This is a genomic window from Micrococcus sp. KRD026 (genome assembly GCF_017168445.1).
In the GTDB taxonomy this organism is placed as follows: domain Bacteria; phylum Actinomycetota; class Actinomycetes; order Actinomycetales; family Micrococcaceae; genus Micrococcus; species Micrococcus luteus.
Map to the genome: position 1 here is coordinate 95,639 of NZ_JABFBA010000009.1, position 20,207 is coordinate 115,845.

Annotated in this window: 16 protein-coding genes; 7 read left to right on the forward strand and 9 right to left on the reverse strand. The window is 75.6% G+C overall.

All coding sequences use genetic code 11. The features are described 5' to 3' along the window. The first annotated feature begins 37 nt into the window (after nucleotides 1-37). The 3 genes from J1M40_RS03540 (at nucleotide 38) to J1M40_RS03550 (ending at nucleotide 6,533) form a co-directional block, all read left to right on the forward strand. Nucleotides 38-1,702: an ABC transporter substrate-binding protein gene (locus J1M40_RS03540; RefSeq protein ID WP_102708338.1), complete on the forward strand. Its 1,665-nt coding sequence runs from the start codon at nucleotides 38-40 to the stop codon at nucleotides 1,700-1,702. Between the two features lie 105 nt (nucleotides 1,703-1,807). Next, a complete protein-coding gene (locus tag J1M40_RS03545) occupies nucleotides 1,808-3,292 on the forward strand; it encodes a malate:quinone oxidoreductase (RefSeq protein ID WP_070708809.1) in 1,485 nt (494 codons plus the stop codon). Between the two features lie 7 nt (nucleotides 3,293-3,299). Continuing rightward, a complete protein-coding gene (locus J1M40_RS03550; protein ID WP_144819462.1) occupies nucleotides 3,300-6,533 on the forward strand; it encodes an efflux RND transporter permease subunit in 3,234 nt (1,077 codons plus the stop codon). A 46-nt stretch (nucleotides 6,534-6,579) separates the two neighbouring features. Here the strand turns inward: J1M40_RS03550 and J1M40_RS03555 are convergent, their stop codons facing one another. Together J1M40_RS03555 and J1M40_RS03560 are read right to left on the reverse strand one after the other, a co-directional pair. Further along, entirely contained in the window at nucleotides 6,580-9,609 is a 3,030-nt protein-coding gene (locus J1M40_RS03555) for an AAA family ATPase (protein WP_206450481.1), read from the reverse strand. Nucleotides 9,610-9,620: 11 nt separating this feature from the next. Beyond that, a complete protein-coding gene (locus J1M40_RS03560) occupies nucleotides 9,621-10,844 on the reverse strand; it encodes an exonuclease SbcCD subunit D (protein ID WP_069941941.1) in 1,224 nt (407 codons plus the stop codon). Nucleotides 10,845-10,910: 66 nt separating this feature from the next. On the opposite strand from J1M40_RS03560, the gene J1M40_RS03565 reads away from it, so the two are divergent. Next, nucleotides 10,911-12,065, forward strand: a complete 1,155-nt coding sequence (locus tag J1M40_RS03565; RefSeq protein ID WP_144819460.1) for an ADP-ribosylglycohydrolase family protein — start codon at nucleotides 10,911-10,913, stop codon at nucleotides 12,063-12,065. 5 nt (nucleotides 12,066-12,070) lie between these two features. On the opposite strand, the gene J1M40_RS03570 is transcribed toward J1M40_RS03565, so the two are convergent. The 7 genes from J1M40_RS03570 to clpS form a co-directional block, all read right to left on the reverse strand. Further along, complete coding sequence (locus J1M40_RS03570; RefSeq protein ID WP_036312995.1) at nucleotides 12,071-13,216, reverse strand: exonuclease domain-containing protein; 1,146 nt, start codon at nucleotides 13,214-13,216, stop codon at nucleotides 12,071-12,073. Next, nucleotides 13,213-13,902 (reverse strand): non-canonical purine NTP pyrophosphatase, encoded by a 690-nt coding sequence (locus J1M40_RS03575; protein ID WP_044659188.1) that lies wholly within the window; start codon nucleotides 13,900-13,902, stop codon nucleotides 13,213-13,215. The genes J1M40_RS03570 and J1M40_RS03575 overlap by 4 nt, the downstream gene beginning before the upstream one ends. Further along, nucleotides 13,899-14,609 (reverse strand): ribonuclease PH, encoded by a 711-nt coding sequence (rph, locus tag J1M40_RS03580; RefSeq protein ID WP_159228244.1) that lies wholly within the window; start codon nucleotides 14,607-14,609, stop codon nucleotides 13,899-13,901. The genes J1M40_RS03575 and rph overlap by 4 nt, the downstream gene beginning before the upstream one ends. Before the next feature lie 81 nt (nucleotides 14,610-14,690). Continuing rightward, nucleotides 14,691-15,506: an MBL fold metallo-hydrolase gene (locus J1M40_RS03585; RefSeq protein ID WP_069941944.1), complete on the reverse strand. Its 816-nt coding sequence runs from the start codon at nucleotides 15,504-15,506 to the stop codon at nucleotides 14,691-14,693. Next, nucleotides 15,503-16,435 carry a glutamate racemase gene (gene murI, locus J1M40_RS03590; RefSeq protein WP_049145229.1) on the reverse strand — a complete coding sequence of 311 codons (933 nt, stop codon included), beginning with the start codon at nucleotides 16,433-16,435 and terminating at the stop codon, nucleotides 15,503-15,505. The genes J1M40_RS03585 and murI overlap by 4 nt, the downstream gene beginning before the upstream one ends. Further along, complete coding sequence (locus J1M40_RS03595; RefSeq protein ID WP_036313009.1) at nucleotides 16,432-17,199, reverse strand: DUF2017 family protein; 768 nt, start codon at nucleotides 17,197-17,199, stop codon at nucleotides 16,432-16,434. Before J1M40_RS03595 ends, murI begins: the two co-directional genes overlap by 4 nt. An 8-nt stretch (nucleotides 17,200-17,207) precedes the next feature. After that, nucleotides 17,208-17,570, reverse strand: coding sequence for an ATP-dependent Clp protease adapter ClpS (clpS, locus tag J1M40_RS03600; RefSeq protein WP_002857236.1), 363 nt, complete (start codon nucleotides 17,568-17,570; stop codon nucleotides 17,208-17,210). A 64-nt stretch (nucleotides 17,571-17,634) separates the two neighbouring features. Between clpS and J1M40_RS03605 the strand changes: the two genes are divergently transcribed. The 3 genes from J1M40_RS03605 (at nucleotide 17,635) to J1M40_RS03615 (ending at nucleotide 20,177) form a co-directional block, all read left to right on the forward strand. After that, the gene (locus J1M40_RS03605; RefSeq protein WP_036341309.1) at nucleotides 17,635-18,987 is read left to right on the forward strand and encodes a nicotinate phosphoribosyltransferase; all 1,353 of its coding nucleotides are present in this window, start codon (nucleotides 17,635-17,637) and stop codon (nucleotides 18,985-18,987) included. Nucleotides 18,988-18,990: 3 nt separating this feature from the next. Continuing rightward, nucleotides 18,991-19,674, forward strand: coding sequence for an isochorismatase family protein (locus tag J1M40_RS03610; RefSeq protein ID WP_036382159.1), 684 nt, complete (start codon nucleotides 18,991-18,993; stop codon nucleotides 19,672-19,674). Nucleotides 19,675-19,823: 149 nt separating this feature from the next. Continuing rightward, on the forward strand, nucleotides 19,824-20,177 hold the full coding sequence (locus tag J1M40_RS03615; protein ID WP_060973990.1) for a GNAT family N-acetyltransferase: 354 nt from the start codon (nucleotides 19,824-19,826) through the stop codon (nucleotides 20,175-20,177). The last annotated feature ends 30 nt before the right edge of the window (nucleotides 20,178-20,207 follow it).

Sequence of the window (20,207 nt, forward strand, 5' to 3'; positions counted from 1 at the left end):
CGCCCGACCCCGACGTCACCCGCCAGAGGAGGCCGCCATGCAGCCCACTCGCCGCGCCTTCCTCGGCGGGGGCCTGGGCCTGCTCGGCCTGGGCGTGGCCGGCTGCGCGACGTCGCCCGCGGCGCCGTCCTCCGCCGCCCCGAGCTCCTCGGGCCCGGGCCGGCTGCTCGTGGTCGGCGCCCCGGCGCGGGCGCTGACGCGGGACCCGGCCCGCGCGCTGGACGTCGAGTCCTTCCGTCTGGTCCGCCAGGTCTTCGAGACGCTGCTCGGCGTGGACGCGGACACCGGCGCCCCCACGCCCCGCCTCGCCGAGCGGCATGAGGAGTCCGACGGCGGCCGCCTCCACACGTTCCACCTGGTCTCCGGGGTGGTGTTCGACGACGGCGAGCCGTGCGACGCCGCCGCCGTGGTCGCGAACATCGAGCGGTGGGCCGCCGCCCCCGCGCCCGTGGACGGGACCGTCGCCCCGCCCTCCTCGTTCGTCTCGGCCTTCGGCGGATACGCCGGCGACGCGGACTCCGCCTTCGCCGGCGTCGAGGCCCACGGCGAGCTCGAGGTGCGGCTGCGCCTGCACTCCCCCCGCCGTCACCTCGCGGCCGCCCTGGCCTCGCCGGCCTTCGCGATCTCCTCGCCGGCCTCGTGGGACCGCACGGTCGACGTGGACGGCTCCGAGGTCACCACCCCCGCCGGCACCGGCCCCTACCGCTGGGCCGACGCCGCGGAGACCGCCGAGCTCACGCGCGCCCACCCGGGCGCCTCGGGCGCGACGATCCTGGTCCCCAGCGCCGGCCACCGCGGCTCCGATCCGGCGGCGTACCCGGTGGCCGTGCAGGCGTGGGGTCGGGCCTCCGTGCGCCTGCGGGAGCTGCGGCGCGGCACGGCGGACGTGATCGACGTCGTCGCCCCCGGCCAGCTGCGCCCCCTCGTCGAGGCCGGCACCCAGGTGCTGCCCCGGGACCCCCTGGGCGTGCTCTACGTGGGCATGAACCTGGACCACCCGAGCGTGCGCTCGCAGTACCTGCGCCAGGCGATCGCGTACGCGGTGGACCGCCCGCGCATCGCCGGCAGCGACGTCTTCCTCGAGGGCACCCGCCTGGCCCACGACCTCGTCCCCCCCTCCCTCGGCGTCGGCGACGAGGAGGCGCGGCGCTACGACGTCAACCCGGGCCGGGCCCGCGAGTTCCTCGGCCTGGCGGGATACGACGGGGAGCCGTTGGAGTTCCTCTACCCGGCCGGCACGGCCCGCCCCTCCCTGCCCGAGCCGGAGCGGGTCTACGCGATGGTCGCCCACGACCTCGGCGCGGTGGGGATGCACATCGTGCCCGTGCCCGTGCCGGAGGACCAGGACTACCTGCACGCCGTCGTCTCCCGGCCCACCCGAGCCCTGCACCTGATGGGCCGCACCGGCGACTACCGCGACCCGCACGCGTTCCTCGAGCCCTTCGCGCGCTCGGGCCGCGCCGAGACCGGCTACCGCAACCCGCGCGTCGTCGAGGACGTGGACGCGGCGGCGGCCGAGAACGACGACGACGCGCGCCGCGGCCTGTTCCGCCGTGTCGTCCGGGCCATGGCCCTCGACCTGCCGGCGCTGCCGCTGGTCTACCCGATCTCCGCCCTGGCCACCGGCCCGCGCGTGGCCTCCTACCCGACGTCGCCGCAGCTGGACGAGCCCTTCTCGCGCGTCAGGCTGACCGAAGGCTGAACCCACCGGTAGTACAGTGGGAGATCACGGCGCTCGGCCCGACCGCCTCTGCTCGGCCCGGTTCCACTGCGCCCACCCGCCGTCGTTCTGCTTCAGGAGTTGACCGTGCCCACCACCTCGTCCACCGCCACCCACGACGTCGTCCTGATCGGCGGCGGCATCATGAGCGCCACCCTGGGCGTGCTGCTGCAGAAGCTCGAGCCCACCTGGTCCATCGCCCTGTACGAGAGCCTCGACCAGGCCGGCCTGGAGTCCTCCGACCCGTGGAACAACGCGGGCACCGGCCACGCCGCCCTCTGCGAGCTGAACTACTCGCCCATGGACAAGAACGGCCGGGTGGACGTCACCAAGGCGCTGGGCATCAACGAGCAGTTCTGGACCACCCGCCAGTTCTGGTCCTCCCTGGTGGCGGACGGCACGCTCAAGGACCCCAAGTCCTTCATCAACCCGCTGCCGCACATGTCCTTCGTGTGGGGTGACGACCACGCGGACTACCTCCGCGCCCGCTACGAGGCCATGTCCGCCCAGCCGCTGTTCGCCGGCATGGAGCACAGCGAGGACCCGGAGCAGATCCGCGCCTGGGCCCCGCTGCTGATCGAGGGCCGTGAGCCGGGCCAGCGCCTGGCGGCGTCCCGCAACACCGGCGGCACCGACGTGGACTTCGGCTCCCTCACCCGCCAGCTCATCACGGCCATGGCCGGCGCCGGCGCCGAGGTGCGCTTCGGTCACAAGGTCACCGGCCTCACCCGCGGCACGGACGGCCGCTGGGAGGTCAAGGTCAAGAACAAGGCCGCCGGCTCCGAGCTCGTGGACCGCGCCCGCTTCGTCTTCGTCGGTGCCGGCGGCGGCGCCCTGCCCCTGCTGCAGAAGTCCGGCATCCCCGAGGCCAAGGGCTTCGGCGGCTTCCCCGTCTCCGGCCAGTTCCTGCGCTGCACGGACGAGTCCGTGGTCAACCAGCACATGGCCAAGGTGTACGGCCAGGCCGCCGTCGGCGCCCCGCCGATGTCCGTGCCCCACCTGGACACCCGCTTCGTGAACGGCAAGCGGTCCCTGCTGTTCGGCCCCTACGCCGGGTTCTCCACGAACTTCCTCAAGACCGGTTCCTACCTGGACCTGCCGCTGTCCGTGCGCCCGCACAACCTCAGCACGATGCTGGACGTGGCCAAGGACAACATGGACCTGACCAAGTACCTCGTGACCGAGGTGCTGAAGTCCCGGGACAAGAAGATCGACGCGCTGCACGAGTTCTACCCGGAGGCCGACGGCGGCGAGTGGGAGCTGATCACCGCGGGCCAGCGCGTGCAGGTGATGAAGCGCAAGGGCCGCTTCGGCGGCGTCCTGCAGTTCGGCACCGAGGTCGTCACGCACGCGGACGGCTCGCTCGGCGGCCTGCTCGGCGCCTCCCCGGGCGCCTCCACCGCGGCCCCCATCATGGTGAAGCTGCTCGAGCGCTGCTTCCCCGCGAAGATGGCCGGCTGGGACGGCACGCTCAAGGAGCTCATCCCGTCCCTGGGCCACACGCTCAACGACGACCCGGCGCTGCTGGACGAGGTCCGCACCGTCACCGACGCCGCACTGAAGCTGGCCTGACGCCGCGATGGGAGCGCTCGCACGGTTCTCACTCGGCCGGCGGGCGCTCGTGGCGCTCGTCACCGTGTTCATCGCGGTGTTCGGCGTCCTCTCCGCCGGGCAGCTCAAGCGGGAGCTGATCCCCCCGCTCGAGCTGCCCGTCATCTCCGTGTCGACGCTCTACCCGGGGGCGTCCCCCGAGGTCGTGGACGCGCAGGTGGGAGAGCCCCTCGAGACGGCCCTGCAGGCCGTGGAGGGGCTCGAATCCTCGCGGTCCACGTCGCAGTCCGGCTTCAACGCGGTCCAGCTGGAGTTCGCCTACGGCACAGACCTGAACCGGGCCCGGTCCCAGGTGGACCGGGTGGTCGCCAACCTCGGGCCGCAGCTGCCGGAGGAGGCGGAGACCTCGTCCTTCGCGGGCTCCGTCTCCGACTTCCCGGTGGTCTTCCTCGCCCTGTCCGGGGACGAGGACCTCAACACCCTGCGCCGCCGCGCCGAGGACGTCCTGGCCCCGCGGCTGCAGAAGATCGACGGCGTCCGCGGCGCCGACGTGCTCGGCGGCACGGACGAGAACGTCTCCGTGGTCCCGGACCCGGCCGCGCTCGCCGCCGCCGGGCTGACCACCTCCGACATCACCGACGCGCTCGAGGAGAACGCCGGCCTCTTCCCCGTCGGCCAGGTCACCGAGGGCGCGACCACCTATCCCGTCCAGGCGGGCGCCGCCGTCGAGGACCTCGAGGGCCTGCGCGGGATCGTCGTCGCTCCCTCCGGCGACGGCGAACCGCGCACCCTGGACGAGGTCGCCGACGTCACCCTCGTGGCCGCGGCCCCCACCTCCCTGACCCGCACCGACGGGGTGCCGACGCTGTCCGTCTCCGTGACCGCGACCCCGGACGCCGACCTCGTGGCGGTCTCTCAGGCCGTGCGCGACGCCCTGCCGGAGCTGGCGTCCCTGGTGGGCGGCGGCGCGGACCTGACCGTGGTGTTCGACCAGGCCCCGTTCATCCAGCAGTCCATCGACACGCTGTTCCAGGAGGGCCTGCTGGGCCTGGCGTTCGCCGTGCTGGTGATCGCCGTGTTCCTGCTCTCGGTGCGCTCCACCCTCGTCACCGCCGTGTCCATTCCGCTGTCCCTGCTGGCCGCCCTCATCGGGGTGGCGGCCTTCGGCTACTCCCTCAACACGCTGACGCTCGGGGCGCTGACGATCTCGATCGGCCGGGTCGTGGACGACGCGATCGTGGTGGTGGAGAACATCCGCCGGCACCTCGGCCTGGGCGCCGACCGGCGCTCCGCGATCCTGGACGGCACGCGCGAGGTCGCCACCGCGATCACCGCCTCCACCCTGGTCTCCGTGGCCGTGTTCCTGCCCATCGCCTTCGTGGGCGGCCTGGCCGGCGAGCTGTTCCGGCCCTTCGCCGTGACCGCCACGGTCGCCCTGCTGGCCTCCCTCGTCGTCGCCCTGACGATCGTGCCGGTGCTGTGCTGGTGGTTCCTGCGCGCCCCGCGGCGCGGGGCCGAGACCACGGCCGCGCCCGCCGTCCCCGGCGACCGGCCCGTGGCGGCCGGCGGATGGCTCACCCGGGCCTACCGCCCGGTGCTGCGCTGGACGCAGCGGCACACCGTGGTCACCCTCGCTGCCGCCCTGGCGCTGCTGGCCGGCACGGCCGCGCTGGTCCCGCTGATCCCCACGAACCTCCTGGGCGACTCGGGACAGAACTCGTTCGTCGTCACGGCGGAGCAGGAGCCGGGGACGTCGCTGGAGACCACGGCCGCCGCCGCCGAGCGCATCGAGCGGGTGCTGCTGGACACCGACGGCGTCGAGACGGTCCAGTGGACGGCCGGCACCGCCGCCGGTCCGATGGGGGCCTTCGGCGGCTCCTCGGCGGACCGGGCGCGGTTCACGGTGGTGACCGACCCGGATGCGGACCAGGTGGCCCTTCAGGACGGGGTGCGCGCCGAGCTCACCGGTCTCGACGGCGTGGGCGACGTGTCCGTCTCCACGCAGCAGGGGCCGAGCGGCGGCCAGGACATCGAGGTGTCCGTCTCCGCCCCCGACCCGCAGGCCCTCACCGCGGCCGCCGATCAGGTCGCCGAGGCGCTGCGGCCCGTCGAGGGTGCCCGCGAGGTGACGACGCCGGCCTCGGACCTGCGCCCGACGTTCCAGGTGGACGTGGACACCGTCGCCGCCGCCCGGCTCGGCCTGACCGAGGAGGCGGTGGCCGGCCAGGCCGCCGCCGCCCTGCAGGCCGCGCCCGTGGGCGACGTCCGCTTCGGGTTCGAGAGCTTCGCGGTGCAGCTGGGTGACCCGGAGCCGGTCGAGTCCCTCGACGCCCTGCGCCAGGTGCCCGTGGAGACGGCCGAGGGGTCCGTGCCGCTGGGGGACCTCGCCGAGGTCTCGCGGGTGTCCGTACCTGCCCGGGTGACGTCCTCGAACGGCGAGCGGACCGCCGTCGTCACGGTGACCCCGGACGACGAGGACCTCGGGGCCGTCTCGCGCCGGGTCACGCAGGCCGTGGCGGAGCTGGACCTGCCCGAGGGCGTCACCGCGGCCGTGGGCGGCGCGGCGGAGCAGCAGGCGCAGACGTTCCGGGACCTCGGGCTGGCGCTGCTGGCCGCCGTGGCGACCGTGTACGTCGTGATGGTGGCGACGTTCAACTCGCTGCGCCAGCCGCTCGTGCTGCTCGTGTCGATCCCCTTCGCCGCCACGGGCGTGTTCCTGGCGCTGCTGGCCACCGGCACGCCGCTGGGACTGTCCACGATGATCGGGCTGCTCATGCTGGTGGGCATCGTGGTGACGAACGCGATCGTGCTGATCGACCTGATCAACCAGTACCGCCGCGACCGCGGCATGACCTTGGACGAGGCGATCGAGGTGGGCGCGCTCAACCGCGTGCGCCCGGTGGTGATGACGGCCCTGGCCACCGTCCTGGCCATGACCCCGATGGCCCTGGGCGTCACGGGACACGCGGGGTTCATCTCCCAGCCCCTCGCGGTGGCCGTGGTGGGCGGCCTGGTGTCCTCCACCCTGCTCACGCTCGTGCTCGTGCCCGTGCTGTACCGGCTCACCGAGGTCCGCGGGGAGCGCCGCCTGCAGGAGGAGCGCCGTGTCGCGGCCGAGCGGGAGGCGCAGCGCGTCGCGGCCGAGCGCGCGGCCGAGCAGGCGCGCCGGGCTGAGGAGCGTTGGGCGGCCCCGTCCGAGCTCGACGCCGGACGCCTCGGCCGACTCCGGCAGCGCCTCCGCCGGCGGTGGCGCCGGGCCTGACCTCACGCGTGGCGCGGGCCGGGGCGGCGGGGCGCACCCCCGTCGCTCAGGCGCCGTCGTGCACCGCGAGGCTCGAGCCGCGCCGGTCCTTGCGCACCTCGAGGCGCACGCCGATCTCCTGCCTCATCCGTTCGACGTGGGAGACGAGGCCCACGGTCCGGCCACCGGTCCGCAGGGTGTCCACGACGTCCAGGACGTCGTCGAGGGTGTCCGCGTCGAGCGAGCCGAAGCCCTCGTCCACGAAGAGCGTGTCCAGTTCGATGCCGCCGGCTTCGGCCTGCACGGTGTCCGCGAGCCCCAGGGCGAGGGCGAGGGAGGCCATGAAGGTCTCGCCGCCCGAGAGCGTGGCCGGGTGGCGCGTCTCGTCCACGTAGTGGTCCCGGATGACGAGTTCGAGGCCCTTGTTCCCGCGCCCGCCCACGGCGTCGGAGTACTCGATCGAATACCGCTGGTCCGTCATGGCGAGCAGACGCTCGGTGGCCGCGGCGGCGACCTCCTCGAGCCGCCCGGCGAGGACGTAGCTCGTCAGGGGCATCTTGAGCAGGTTCTCCCCGCCGCCGCGGACGAGGTCGAGCAGCCCCCGCACCCGCGTGTGCTCGGCGATGAGCCCGGCGGACCGCTCCAGGACCTCGGTCAGGGCGGCTGACTGGCGGCGCACCGTGGCGACGAGTGAATCGAGTCGCCCGACCGCCGTCGCCCGGGACGAGCTCGCGGCCTCGGCCGCGGCGAGCGCCTCGGCGGCGGCGCGGGTCTGCTCCTCGGTCGGCGGCTCGACGCCCGCCTCGGCGAGGGCGCGGCCCCGGCGGACGGGCTCGCTCGCCTCGAGCTCGGCGAGGCGGGCCCGTTCGGCGTGCCACTCCTGCACGGCGGCCGTGCGCGCGGCGGCCTCCGTCTCCTCGAGGCGGGCCGCGCGCGCCGCGTCGACGTCGTCGAAGTGCTGTTCGGCCAGCGCGGCGGTGAGCGCCTGGTCGGTCTCGTCGGCGACCGCCCGGGCGCGCGCGTCCTCGTCCTGCGCCGCAGCGAGGGCGGCCAGGACCCGGCGTGCGGCGGTGACCTGGTCGCGGCGGGCGTCGAGGGTCTCGGCGTCACCGCGGGCGGCCTCGACGGCGTCCCGCAGCTCGGTCAGCCGGGCGGCACGGTGGGCGGCGGCCTCGGCGAGCCGACCGTCCTCGGCCGCGAGCGCGGCGGCGGTCTCGTCGGCCCCGGCGAGCGTCTTCTCGGCGGCGGTCAGCCGCCGGCGGTCCGCGGCGAGGTCCTTCGCCGCCTGGTCCAGCGCGGCCCGTTCGGCCTCGGCGCGCTCGAGCGCCTCTCGCGCGGCCTCGGGTGCGAGCCCGGCGGCGGCCTCGCGCGCCGTGCGGAGGGTCTGCTCGGCGGCGCGCAGGGCGGTCTCGGCGTCGGTCGCGGCCCGGTCGGCCGCGGTCCGGGCCTGCTCGGCGTCCCGCACGTCCGCCTCGGTCACCGTGGTGTCCGCGGTGGCGGCCGGGGCCGGGTGCTCGGGCGAGCCGCACACGGCGCACGGCTCGCCGGGCACGAGCCGCTCCGCCAGTTCGGAGGCGGCCTGCTCGTACCGGGCACGCAGCAGACCGACGTGCCGTTCGGCGGCCTCGCGTCGCCGCTCCTGTGCCTCCCGGTGGGCCCGGGCCGCGGTCTCTGCCTCGACGGCGCGGGCGGCCGCGGCCTCGGCGGCCGTGCGGCGAGCGGCGGCCTCGGACACGGCGCGGTCCACGGCCTCCCGGGCGCCGAGACGCTCGGTGCCGCGTTCGACGGCCGCGCGGTGTGCCGCGACGGCCGCCTCACGCTCGGGGCGGGACTCGACCAGGGCGGCGCGGTCGCGGCCGATCTCGGCCCGACGCTCCGCCGCGGCGGCCGCCTCCTGCTCCAGCTCGCCCATCCGGGCACGGTCCTGGACGGCGCGTGCCACCGCCTCCGCGGCGCGCTCGGCCTCCCCCAGCGCCTGGCGGGAGGCGGGCGTGTCGGCGGCCCCGTCCGCCCGGGCGGCGGCGAGCCACGCCGCCGCGGTCGGCTCGTCCTCGACGTGCGCCAGGGCCTCCGTCACCGTCTCCGACGCGGTGCCGGCGGCGTCCGCCGCCGCGGTGGCCCGCTGCGCGGCGGTGAGCACCCGCCCGGCGCGCTCATGGGCGTCGACGGCGCGGCGCCGCGCGGCGGCGGTCTCGGCCTCGGCGTCGTGGTCGCGTCGACGGCGCCCCCACGCCTCGGCCGCGGCCAGGTCCCGCCCGCGGGTCTCCAGCTCACGCGCCGTCACCCGAGCCTGCTGCTCGGCGGCGCGGGCCGTGGCGAGGTCGGCCCGCGCGTCCTCGTGGGCGCGACCTGCGCGCTCGGCGGCGAGGGCGAGCAGCCGGTCGTCCGTGTCCGGTGACGGCTCCGGCGCATGCCAGTCCGGGCCGAGCGCCTCGTGGAGCGCCTCGGCCAGCTGTGCCCGCGCGGTCCGGGCCACGTCCGCGTCCACGGCCACCGCGGTGTCCAGCCGGGCCGTCTCGACGCGCAGGTGCTCCTCGACGCCGTCGAAGCGCTGCGTGCCGAAGAGCCGCCGCAGCAGGACGCGGCGCTCATCCGACTTCGCGGTGAGGAACTGGGCGAACTGTCCCTGAGGCAGCAGGACCACCTGCATGAACTGCTCGGCGTCCAGGTGCAGGACGGCCGCGATCTGCTGGCCGACCTCGTCCGCCCGGGTGAGCGGCGCCGTCCATTCCCCGTCCACGCGTTCCCGCAGGGAGACCGTGGCCTGCGTGGTGACGGTGGCGCCGCCCGCCGCGCTGCGTCTCCGGCGGGGCCGCTCGTGCTTGGGCGAGCGGACCACCTCGAAGCGCCGGCCCTGCACGGTGAACTCGACCTGCACCTCGGGGATCACCGCGCCGGGCTCGCGCAGCGTGGTCACGAGCGACTCGGCCGACCGTCCGCCCGGCACGGTCCCGTAGAGGGCGAAGCACAGCGCGGCCAGCACCGTGGACTTGCCCGCGCCGGTGGGCCCGTCCAGCAGGAACAGGCCGCCCGCGTTGAGCCGGTCGAAGTCGACGTCCTGCGCCTGGGCGTAGGGCCCGAGCCCCTCCAGGCGCATCCGATGGATCCTCATGCGCGCACCTCCCCCGCGCGAGCGGCCTCGAGGGCGTCCCGCAGCAGGTCCTGCTCGGCCCCGCTGGCCGGCCGCTGCCGGACGTGGTCCACGAAACCGACCGCGAGCGCGTGGTCCGAGGGTGCCTGCCGCAGGACCTGGGCGTAGGTCCGCTCCCGGGCCCGCCTCCCGCCGGCCGGTTCGTGGCGGAAGACGAGCACGGAGGGGAACCGGGTCTTCAGGCGCTCCAGGGCCCGCTCGGGGCGTTCGTCGTCGGTGACGGTGACCTGCACCCAGCACTGCTCCGCCCACGCGAACTCCGGGGACTCCAGCAGGTCCTCGATCGGCCCGGACAGCACCGCCAGGCGCCGTCCGGCGTCCCAGTCCACGGCCTCGACGTCGGTGACGGCCCCGCCCGTGACGTGGACGAGCCAGCCGCCCTTGCGGTGGCCCGCCTCGGAGAAGGAGTACGGCAGCGGTGAGCCGGAGTACCGCACGTGCTCTGCCAGCCGCTGGCGGCCGTGCAGGTGGCCCAGGGCCGCGTAGTCGAGCCCGTCGAACACGGAGACCGGCACCTGCCCCAGCGTGCCCACCAGCATCTCGGGCGGGGCGTCCGGCTCGACGTGCTCGCCCTCGCCGATGTCCCGTTCGGACTCGGAGCCGTGGCCCCCGGCCGCGAACAGGTGGGCCAGCACGACGGCGGCCACCGGCTCCGGCGTCTCGGCGCGGCGGGCGGCCAGATCGGCGTGGACGCGGCGGACCGCCTCCGTCAGCACGGCCGTGTGGTGGGGCTCCACGCCCCAGGCCGGTCCCTGGTGGCGCGGTTCGAGGTAGGGGATGCCGTAGACGGCCACGGTCTGGCCCGCGCCGCCGTCGACCCCGGGCTCGGTGAGCAGCACGGGGCGGTCCAGCTCCGCCGCGTCCGCGCGCACGTGCACGCCCGCGGCCGCCAGGAGTCCGCCGCCGAAGCCGAGGCGCACCGCCGAGTCGTGGTTGCCGCTCGTGAGCACCACCTGGGCGCCGGCCGCGTGCAGCCGGGTGAGCGTCCGGTCCAGCAGCCGGACGGCGTCCGCCGGCGGCAGCGCGCGGTCGTACACGTCCCCGGCCAGCAGGACGGCGTCCACGCCGCGCTCCGTCACGGTCGCGACGAGGGCGTCCAGGACCTCCTCCTGGGCCTCGAGCAGCCCGGTGCCGTGGAACGACCGGCCCAGATGCCAGTCCGAGGTGTGCAGCAGGATCATGCGGCCCACTCTAGGGAGGGTGTGGACGGGATAAGCACGACGCGGTGCAGCTCGTACGATGGCGGCATGTCCGCCACCGCGCCCGAGCCCACCGCCTCCTCGTCCACGCCCCTGCCCGGCCCCGAGCACGCCGACCGGGTCCTGGCCCTCCTCGCGGCCGGTGCCGCCGGGGACGCGCTGGGCGGCGTCGTCGAGTTCACCCCCGCGTCGGGGATCGCGGCGGTGCACGGCCCCGCCGGCGTCACCGACGCCGCGGACCTGCTCGCCCAGCAGGGCGCCCACGCCCTGCCGATCACCGACGACACGCAGCTGACCCTGTACGTGCTCGACGGCCTGCTCGAGTGGATCGAGTGGCAGAACGACGGCGTCCCGGCCGATCCTGCGGCGTGCGTGTGGCTCGCGTGCCTGCGCTGGTTCGCCACGCAGGACGGCGCGCTGCCCGAGGGCGCTCCCCCGGCCCCGCCCCGCTGGATCGACGCGCACGCGGAGCTGAAGGTGCGCCGCGCGCCGGGCACCGCGTGCCTGAGCGGGCTCGCCGAACCGGGGATGGGCCTGCCGGGCGACCCGCACAACCCGGGTTCGAAGGGCTGCGGGACGGTCATGCGCTCGGCCCCGTACGGAATGGTGCCGGGGCTCGAGGACCCGCACGTCGTGTCCCTTGCCCGCCAGGGGGCCGTCCTCACGCACGGCCACCCCACCGCGTGGGTCGCGGCGGCCGCGTACGCCCTCGTCATCGCGGCCCTGCTGCGCGGCCTGGACCTGGCCGCCGCGGTCGCGCACGCCCGCGCGTGGCTCGACACCCTGGGCGAGGAGGCCGAGGAGACCCGCGCCGCCGTCACCGCGGCGGTCGACCTGGCCGGCACCGTCGACGCCGACCCCGGCGCCCCCGGCGCCCTCCCCACCGCGCTCGGCGAGGGCTGGGTCGCGGAGGAGGCCCTGGCCATCGCGCTGTATGCCGCGCTCACCGCGCAGGCGGCGCACCCGGCCGATCCGGCGGCGGCGCTCGCCCTGGCGCTGCGGATCGGCGTGAACCACGACGGCGACTCCGACTCCACGGCCTCGCTGGCCGGGCAGGTGCTCGGCGCGGCGCACGGCACCGCCGTGTTCGATGCGCACGACCCCGCGGACCGCGCCGCGGCCGAGGCCTCCGTCCCGGGGTGGATCGCCGAGCGCGAGGTCGTCCTGGAGGCGGCCCGGCGCTGGAGCGCCGCGACCACCTGAGCGGTTCAGCGCGCGGCGTCCGGCCAGTTCCCGTCGAGCATCTGCAGGAACTCCCCCTCGGAGACCAGGGCGATGGCCTGCCCACGGTCCCGCCGGCGCAGGGCGTCCCGCGTCTTGCGGTGCGCCAGCGCCGTGGTCACGGCCTGCGGTGCCCCGTCCTCGGCGCGCGGGCGGTGCAGGTCCGCGGCCTCGAAGCCGTCCCCCACGACGAGCATCGTGGTGGCCGCGCCCACCCGGTTCGCGGTCTGCGCGCCGTGCGCGGCCGCGCGCGTCTTGGCACTCTGACGCGACATGCCGATGCCGCCCGTGAACACCACGGTCTGGCCGAACAGGGGGTGACCCGGGTCGGCGGTCGGGTTCGGGGGCGGATTGACGCCCTCGTCCGGCCAGCGCATGAAGTCGGGCATGGCGCGTTCGTCCCGCAGCGGGACCCGCGCGTCGAAGACGCCCTCAGTGCGCCGGGCCTGGCGGGTGGCCTTCGACTCGGCGCCCGATCCCGCCGCCCGGGGGGCGAGGACGCTGACGCCCAGCCCCTGGGCCCGCATCAGGCGGTCGACGCCGCGGCCGGCCGGCGCGTCGGTCAGCCCGGGCAGAATCTCCGCGTCGGCCGGCGGCGCCCCCAGCACGCGCCGGCCGATGTCCACGAGGATGGCCGCGCAGGCCTCGGCGTCGGCCAGTGCGTCGTGGTGGCGTCCCGGGGTGAACCCGGCCTCGCGCGCCGCGGAGGGCAGGGCGTACGAGGGCAGGTCGTAGACGCGGCGCGCCAGCACCAGGGTGCACACGAACTCCAGGCCCGGCACGTCCCGGCCGGAGACCTCGAGGCCGGACTCGATGACGCCGACGTCGAAGCCCGCGTTGTGCGCCGCGAGCACGTCCGTCCCCACGAAGTCCGCGAGCTCGTCGTACACCTGCGCGAACCGGGGGGCGTCCAGGACGCGGTCCTCGGTGATGCCGTGGATGCGCACGTTGCGGGGATCGAACCGGTCGAAGCCGACGGGCGGACGGATCAGCCACTCCGCACGGTCCACCATGACCCCGTCCCGCACCCGGACGGCGCCCACGGCACACGGGGAGCCGCGGAAGCCGTTGGCGGTCTCGAAGTCGATCGCGGTGAAGTCCAGCCCCGGCACGGGGGCGCGCCCGCCGCTCACGGGCGCGCGTCGAGCGCGTCCACCAGGTAGGGCAGCAGGGCGCGGAAGGCGTGCCCCCGGTGGCTGATCGCGTTCTTGTCCTCGGGGCTCAGCTGCGCGGTGGACACGTCCCGGCCCTCGGGGCGCAGGATCGGGTCGTAGCCGAAGCCGCCGTCCCCCACGGGCTCGCGCAGCAGGGTGCCGGGCAGGCGGCCGTGCTCGACGTGCTCGACGTGGATGGCCCGGGCGCCCGCGGCGTCCGGGCCGCTGGGGACCGCGAGCGCGGCGGCGCACACGAACTGGGCACCCCGATGCTCGTCCGGCACGTCGGCCAGCTGGGCCAGCAGCAGCTCGAGGTTGGCACGGTCGTCCCCGTGGCGCCCGGCCCAGCGGGCCGAGAAGATCCCGGGGGCGCCGTGCAGCACGTCCACGGCCAGACCGGAGTCGTCCGCGACGGCGATCAGCCCCGTGTGCGCGGCCACGGCGCGGGCCTTCTTCAGCGCGTTCTGGGCGAACGTGACGCCGTCCTCGACGACGTCCGGGGCGCCCACGGCGCCCGCGTCCACCACCGCGGCCTCCACGTCGAGGCCGGGCACGGCGCCGGCGAGCAGCTGCCGCAGCTCGCGCACCTTGCCCGCGTTGTGCGTGGCGAGCACGATGCGGGCGCCCTCCGGCAGGCCCGCCGACGAGGAGGCGGGCGCGCTCACGCCCGGTCCTCCGTGGCGGCGGCCAGGGTCTCGGCCTGGATGCGGGCCAGCTCACCCGTGCCGATCAGGGCCAGGTCCAGCAGGGTGTCCAGCTCGGCGCGGGTGAACGGCGCGCCCTCGGCGGTGCCCTGCACCTCCACGAACTCCCCGGCCCCGGTGACGACCACGTTCATGTCCGTCTCCGCCTTCACGTCCTCCACGTACGGCAGGTCGAGGACGGGCACCCCGTCCACGATGCCCACGGACACCGCGGCGACGGAGTCCTTGAGGACGGCGGCGCCCTTGGCGAGGATCCCCTCGCGCCGCGCCCAGGCCACCGCCTCGGCGAGGGCGACGTAGGCGCCCGTGATGGCGGCGGTGCGGGTGCCGCCGTCGGCGTCGAGGACGTCGCAGTCCAGGACGATGGTGTTCTCCCCCAGGGCGGACAGGTCGATGACGGCGCGCAGGGACCGGCCGATCAGGCGGGAGATCTCGTGGGTGCGCCCGCCGATCCGGCCCTTGACGGACTCGCGCTGGCTGCGCTCGTTGGTGGCCCGCGGGAGCATCGCGTACTCGGCGGTGACCCAGCCGGTCCCCTCGCCCTTGAGCCAGCGCGGCACGCCCTCGGTGAAGGAGGCGGTGCACAGCACGCGGGTGTTCCCGAACTCGATCAGGGCCGAGCCCTCCGCCTGCCGGGACCAGCCCCGGGTGATGGTGATGGGGCGCAGCTCGTCGACGGCGCGGCCGTCCGGGCGGGGGGGGGGGCGGTGGGGGCGGGAGAGCTCATGGCCTCCAGTCTAGGCACGCCCTCAGACGCCGTAGCTCAGCCCCGAGACGGCGACGGCCAGCGGGCCGTCGTACACCGCGCGGGCCTCCTGGACGGCGCGCTGCGGATCGTTCCACACCGGCAGGTGCGTGAGCAGCAGCTTCCGCGCCCCGGCCTGCGCCGCCGTCTCGCCGGCCCGTCGGCCGGTCAGGTGGACGCCGTCGATGCCGTCGTCCCGGCCCTCGTGGAAGGCGGCCTCGCACAGGAACACGTCCGCGTCCCGCGCGGCCTCGACGAGCCCCTCACACGCGTCGGTGTCCCCGGAGTAGGTGAGCACGCGGGTGGTGACGTCGCCGTCGTCGTCGACGCGGTCCACCTCGACCCGGATCGCGTAGGCCTCGTCGATGGGATGGCGCACGGGGACCGGGGTGAACCGGAACGGACCGAGCCGCTCGGTGCGGCCGGCGGCCCAGCACCGGAACTCGAAGTCCTGGTGCATCCCCGGCTCGGGGTCCATCCCGTACGCCTCGGCGATGCGGTCGGCGGTGCCGGCGGGTCCGTAGACGGGCAGCCGGCCGCGGTCCCAGCCGGCCGGGTTCCAGCGGATGGCCACGTGCATCCCGCACAGGTCCATGAAGTGGTCCGGGTGCAGGTGGGAGAGCAGGATGCCGTCCAGGTCCTCGAGCTCGACGTAGCGCTGCAGCACGCCGAGGGCGCCGTTGCCGAGGTCCAGCAGGATCCGCCATGTGCGCGGGGTGACGCCGTCCTCGGCCACGCCCTCGGCGGTGAGGAGGTAGCACGAGGCGGGTGAGCCCGGGCCGGGGAAGGACCCGGAGGCCCCGATGATGGTCAGCTTCACGTCACACCCTCCTGCTCGGCGCCCAGCCGCACGAAGGCCGTCGAGCGCGTCGGGACCGGCGCGGCCGCGGGGCGGGGCGCGCCGATCGTCTCCAGGCGGCGCACGGACTCGACCTCGGGTCCGAGGAAGCGGCGCGCGAGGGCCTGGAAGTGGTCGGGGTCGCCGGTGGCGGCGAAGCGGTGGCGGGTGGCCTGGCCGGAGCCCGCGGCCGAGTGGGGGTGCTCGAGGCCGAGGCGGACCAGTTCCCGGTAGAGGTCCTTGGCGGTCTCCTCCGCGGAGGAGACGAGCGTGACGTCCTCCCCCATCACGAGCGAGAGGGCGCCGGTCAGCAGCGGGTAGTGGGTGCATCCCAGCACGAGGGTGTCCACGCCCGCCGCGCGCAGCGGGGCCGTGTACTCCCGGGCGGTCTCCAGCAGTTCGGGGCCGGTGGTGATGCCGGCCTCCACGAACTCCACGAACCGCGGGCACGCGACCGAGGTGATCTCGAGGTGCGGGGCGGCCGAGAACGAGTCCTCGTAGGCGCGGGACCCGACGGTCGCCTCGGTGCCGATCACGCCGATCCGGCCCGTGCGGGTGGCGGCCACGGCGCGGCGCACGGCGGGCTGGATCACCTCGATCACGGGGATGCCGTGGCCTCCCGTGTAGCGCTCGCGGGCGTCGCGCAGCACGGCGGCCGACGCGGAGTTGCACGCGATCACGAGCGCCTTGACGCCGCGCGCGACGAGCTCGTCCATGATCGCCAGGGCGAGGGCCCGTACCTCGGCGATGGGCCGCGGGCCGTACGGCGAGTGCTCCGTGTCGCCCACGTAGAGGATGGACTCGTGGGGCAGCTGGTCCATGATCGCCCGGGCCACGGTCAGCCCGCCCACGCCCGAGTCGAACACGCCGATCGGCGCCGCGGCGTCCACGGCGGCGCGCTGGCCGCTCACTGCTCGCCCTCCGCGTCCCCGGCGCCCGGCGCGGACTCGTCCGAGCCCTCGGGCAGCTCGCTGAGCATCTCCGTCATGAGCGTCTCCAGCAGCCACGAGGTGAAGTTGTAGAGCAGGGCCATGGTGGACTCGACGTCCTCCGCGCTGCGCCAGTCGTCCACGGCGTGCACGCGGGCGGCGTCCTCCTCGGTCTCGACGCCCAGGCGGGCGGCCAGGACGAGGCGCACGTCGTTGAGCGCGCGGCCGAAGGCCGGCGCCTGGTCGTGCGGCACCTCCACGCGCGTCGAGCGCAGCAGCTCGAGGGCCAGGCGCGCGTCCGCGAGCTTCCCCTCCGACAGGGCGTCCTCGGTCAGGGCCCGGTGGGCGCCCTGTTCGGCGGCGCCGGCCTGGGGCATCGCATCCGGCAGGAGGCGTGCGACGGCCGGGTCGGTGGGGGCCGAGCGCTGCGGCTCCGGGTCCTGGCTCAGGTGCAGGCCGGAGACCAGCCCCCAGAACGCGGCGTCGGACGCGTCCAGCCCGGCCACGGGGCCCGCGTCCTGCGCGGCGGACACGGACGGCGGCGCCGCCGGGGGATCTTCGGGCGTGTCGACGCCGTCCTCGGCGGCCGGGGCCTCGGCGGGGTCCGCCTCGGCGGGGCGCACGTCCGCGCGTCGGCCCTCGAGCAGGGCGACGACGTCCCTGACCAGCCCGCGCAGCAGGCGCACCTCCGGCAGCTCCAGCTGCGCCGTGTACCCCCGCCGCGTCCAGCGGAACCGTTCTGCCATGCCCCTCCTCAGTCCTCCGCCTGCTCCAGCGTGGCCCACAGACCGTAGCCGTGCATCGCGCCCACGTGCAGCTCGGCCTTCTCCTTGGTGCCCGTCGCCACCACGGACCGGCCCCGCTCGTGGACCTCGAGCATGAGCCGCTGCGCCTTGGCGGCGGAGTAGCCGAAGTGGGTGCGGAACACGTAGGCGACGTAGCTCATCAGGTTCACCGGATCGTTCCACACCACGACGTTCCACGGCCGGTCCCGGGCCGTGTCCTCGTGAGGCCGCTCCAGCAGGGCGGTGTCGGTGGCGCCGGCGGGGACGGACTCACCCGGCGCCGGACGCACGGCGCGCGGCGCGGACGGATCGTGGCGGGTCAGCACGGACATGCGCCCCAGTGTACGAGGCGGGCGGGCCAGGACCGGCCCCGCCACGGTCCACTAGGGTGGGCGCGTGAGCCAGAACCCCGTGCCCAGCGCCCCGCGGACCGCCGACGACTGGCAGATCCCCACGGCGCTGATGACCGACCACTACGAGCTGACCATGCTCCAGGCCGCGCTGAAGGCCGGCACCGCGCACCGCCGCTCCCGCTTCGAGCTGTTCACCCGACGCCTGCCCAGCGGCCGCCGCTACGGCGTGGTGGCCGGCGTGGGCCGCGCGCTGGAGGGCCTGTCCCGCTTCCGGTTCGACACGCCCGAGCTCGACTTCCTCGCGGACACCACCGCCCTCGACGACGCCACGCTGGCCTGGCTCGCCGACTACGAGTTCACGGGCGACATCGTGGGCTACGCCGAGGGCGAGGCCTACTTCCCGCACTCCCCCCTCCTGCAGGTGGAGTCGACGTTCGCCGAGGCGTGCATCCTGGAGACCTACCTGCTCTCCATCTACAACTACGACTCCGCCGTGGCCTCCGCCGCCTCCCGCATGACGGCCGTCGCGGACGGCCGCCCGTGCGCCGAGATGGGCTCGCGCCGCACGCACGAGGAGTCCGCCGTGGCCGCCGCCCGCGCCGCGGCCATCGCGGGCTTCACCGCCACCTCGAACCTCGAGGCGGGCCGCCGGTACGGCATCCCGACCGTCGGCACCGCCGCCCACTCCTTCACCCTGCTGCACGACTCGGAGCGCGCCGCCTTCGAGGCCCAGGTCGCCGCGCTCGGGGCGGACACCACCCTCCTCGTGGACACGTATGACGTGGAGCAGGGCGTGCGCACCGCGGTCGAGGTGGCCGGCCCGGCCCTGCGGAACGTCCGGGTCGACTCCGGCGACCTCGTGATCCAGGCCCACCGCGTGCGCGAGCTGCTCGACGAGCTGGGCAACACCGAGACCGGGATCATGGTCACCTCGGACCTGGACGAGTACGCGATCGCCGCCCTGCGCTCCGCCCCCGTCAGCTCGTACGGCGTGGGCACGCGCCTGGTCACCGGGTCCGGCGCGCCCACCGCCTCCATGGTCTACAAGCTCGTGGCCCGCCAGGACGACGACGGCACGTGGGTGGACGTGGCCAAGGCCAGTTCCGGCAAGGCCAGCCGGGGCGGCCGCAAGGAGGCCGCGCGCCGCCGCGACCCGCGGGGCCGGGCCACCGCCGAGGTGATCGGCGTCAACCGCAGCGCCGCGCCCGACGCCGACGACCGTCCCCTGCTGCACCGTTTCGTGCACACCGGCGAGCTGGCCGAGGGCTGGACCGGCCCCGAGGCCGTCACCCGCGCCGCCGAGCGGCACGCCGCCTCCCTGCGCGAGCTGCCCGCCTCGGTGGGCCGCCTGCAGCCGGGCGACCCCGCCATCCCGACCATCTTCCTGGAGGACTGACCCATGGAGAACCTGAACCGCGCCCTGGTGATCGTGGACGTGCAGAACGACTTCTGCGAGGGCGGCGCCCTCGGCGTGACCGGCGGCGCCGCCGTCGCGGCCGGGGTCAGCGAGCACCTGGCCGAGCACGCGGACGCCTACGCGGCCGTGGCCGCCACGCGCGACTGGCACGTCGACCCGGGCACGCACTTCGCCGCGGCCACCGGCGCCGAGCCGGATTTCCGCACCACCTGGCCGGTGCACTGTGTGGCCGGCACCGCCGGCGCCGAGCTGCATCCCGACCTGGACGCCGAGCACCTCGACGCCGAGTTCCTCAAGGGCCTGCACACGGACGCCTACTCCGGCTTCGACGGCGCCCTCGGCGAGCCCGACGCCGTCCCGACCGGGGCCGCGGGCGAGCGCCCCTCCGGGACCGTCGGCCCGTACGGGGCCACCGCCGTGGCCGCGGCCGCCGTCGAGTCCGGCGCCCCCGGCCTCGACGAGTGGCTCCGCGAGCAGGGCGTGGACGCGATCACCGTGGTGGGCATCGCCACGGACCACTGCGTGCGCGCCACCGTGCTCGACGCCCTCGACGCCGGCTACGAGGTCACCGTGCTGACCGACCTGGTGGCCGGCGTCGACGAGGCGGCCGCCCAGGCCGCGCTCCACGAGATGGAGGCCGCCGGGGCCATCCTGGCGACCTCGTGAGCGGGTTCGGCCCCGAGCGGCACCGGCGTCGCCTCTGAGGCGCCGCACGCCGAGACAGTGACGAATGTCACTCGATGCGGCATGATGGAGGCACGCGGCCCCGGCGGGCGTGCCGGAGCCGGTGCCCGACGCAGACGAGGAGAGCAGCCATGACCGACTCCCCCATCGCCGCAGACCGGGACGGCATCCGCTACCTCTCCGGGGTGATCCCCGCCGCCGACGGCGGCCGTCTGGTCGGTCTGGCCCGCGTGGTCTCCGACGGCCACACCATCGCCTACCTGCAGGACATCCTCGTGGATCCGGGGCACCAGCGCCGCGGCATCGCCTCCGAGCTGCTGCGCCGCATCTTCGCCCGGTTCGGCCATGTGCGTCAGCACGTGCTGCTCACGGACACCGAGGAGCGCCAGCGCGCCTTCTACGAGGCCCATGGATTCCGTGAGTCCCGTGACGTGGAGGGCGACGAGCTGCGCGCCTTCGTGCGCTTCCAGTCCCGGGACGGCTGAACCCGGCGCTCAGGTCGGCACGGCCCGCGG

Bases quoted from the DNA above. Each gene is read 5' to 3' on its own strand.
- J1M40_RS03555 (WP_206450481.1), bottom strand. From the start codon at position 9,609: ATGCGCCTGGAGGGGCTCGGGCCCTACGCCCAGGCGCAGGACGTCGAC.
- clpS (WP_002857236.1), bottom strand. From the start codon at position 17,570: ATGTCCGTGCTGACCCGCCACGATCCGTCCGCGCCGCGCGCCGTGCGT.
- J1M40_RS03595 (WP_036313009.1), bottom strand. From the start codon at position 17,199: ATGGCAGAACGGTTCCGCTGGACGCGGCGGGGGTACACGGCGCAGCTG.
- J1M40_RS03550 (WP_144819462.1), top strand. From the start codon at position 3,300: ATGGGAGCGCTCGCACGGTTCTCACTCGGCCGGCGGGCGCTCGTGGCG.
- J1M40_RS03615 (WP_060973990.1), top strand. From the start codon at position 19,824: ATGACCGACTCCCCCATCGCCGCAGACCGGGACGGCATCCGCTACCTC.
- J1M40_RS03610 (WP_036382159.1), top strand. From the start codon at position 18,991: ATGGAGAACCTGAACCGCGCCCTGGTGATCGTGGACGTGCAGAACGAC.
- J1M40_RS03560 (WP_069941941.1), bottom strand. From the start codon at position 10,844: ATGATCCTGCTGCACACCTCGGACTGGCATCTGGGCCGGTCGTTCCAC.
- J1M40_RS03540 (WP_102708338.1), top strand. From the start codon at position 38: ATGCAGCCCACTCGCCGCGCCTTCCTCGGCGGGGGCCTGGGCCTGCTC.
- J1M40_RS03565 (WP_144819460.1), top strand. From the start codon at position 10,911: ATGTCCGCCACCGCGCCCGAGCCCACCGCCTCCTCGTCCACGCCCCTG.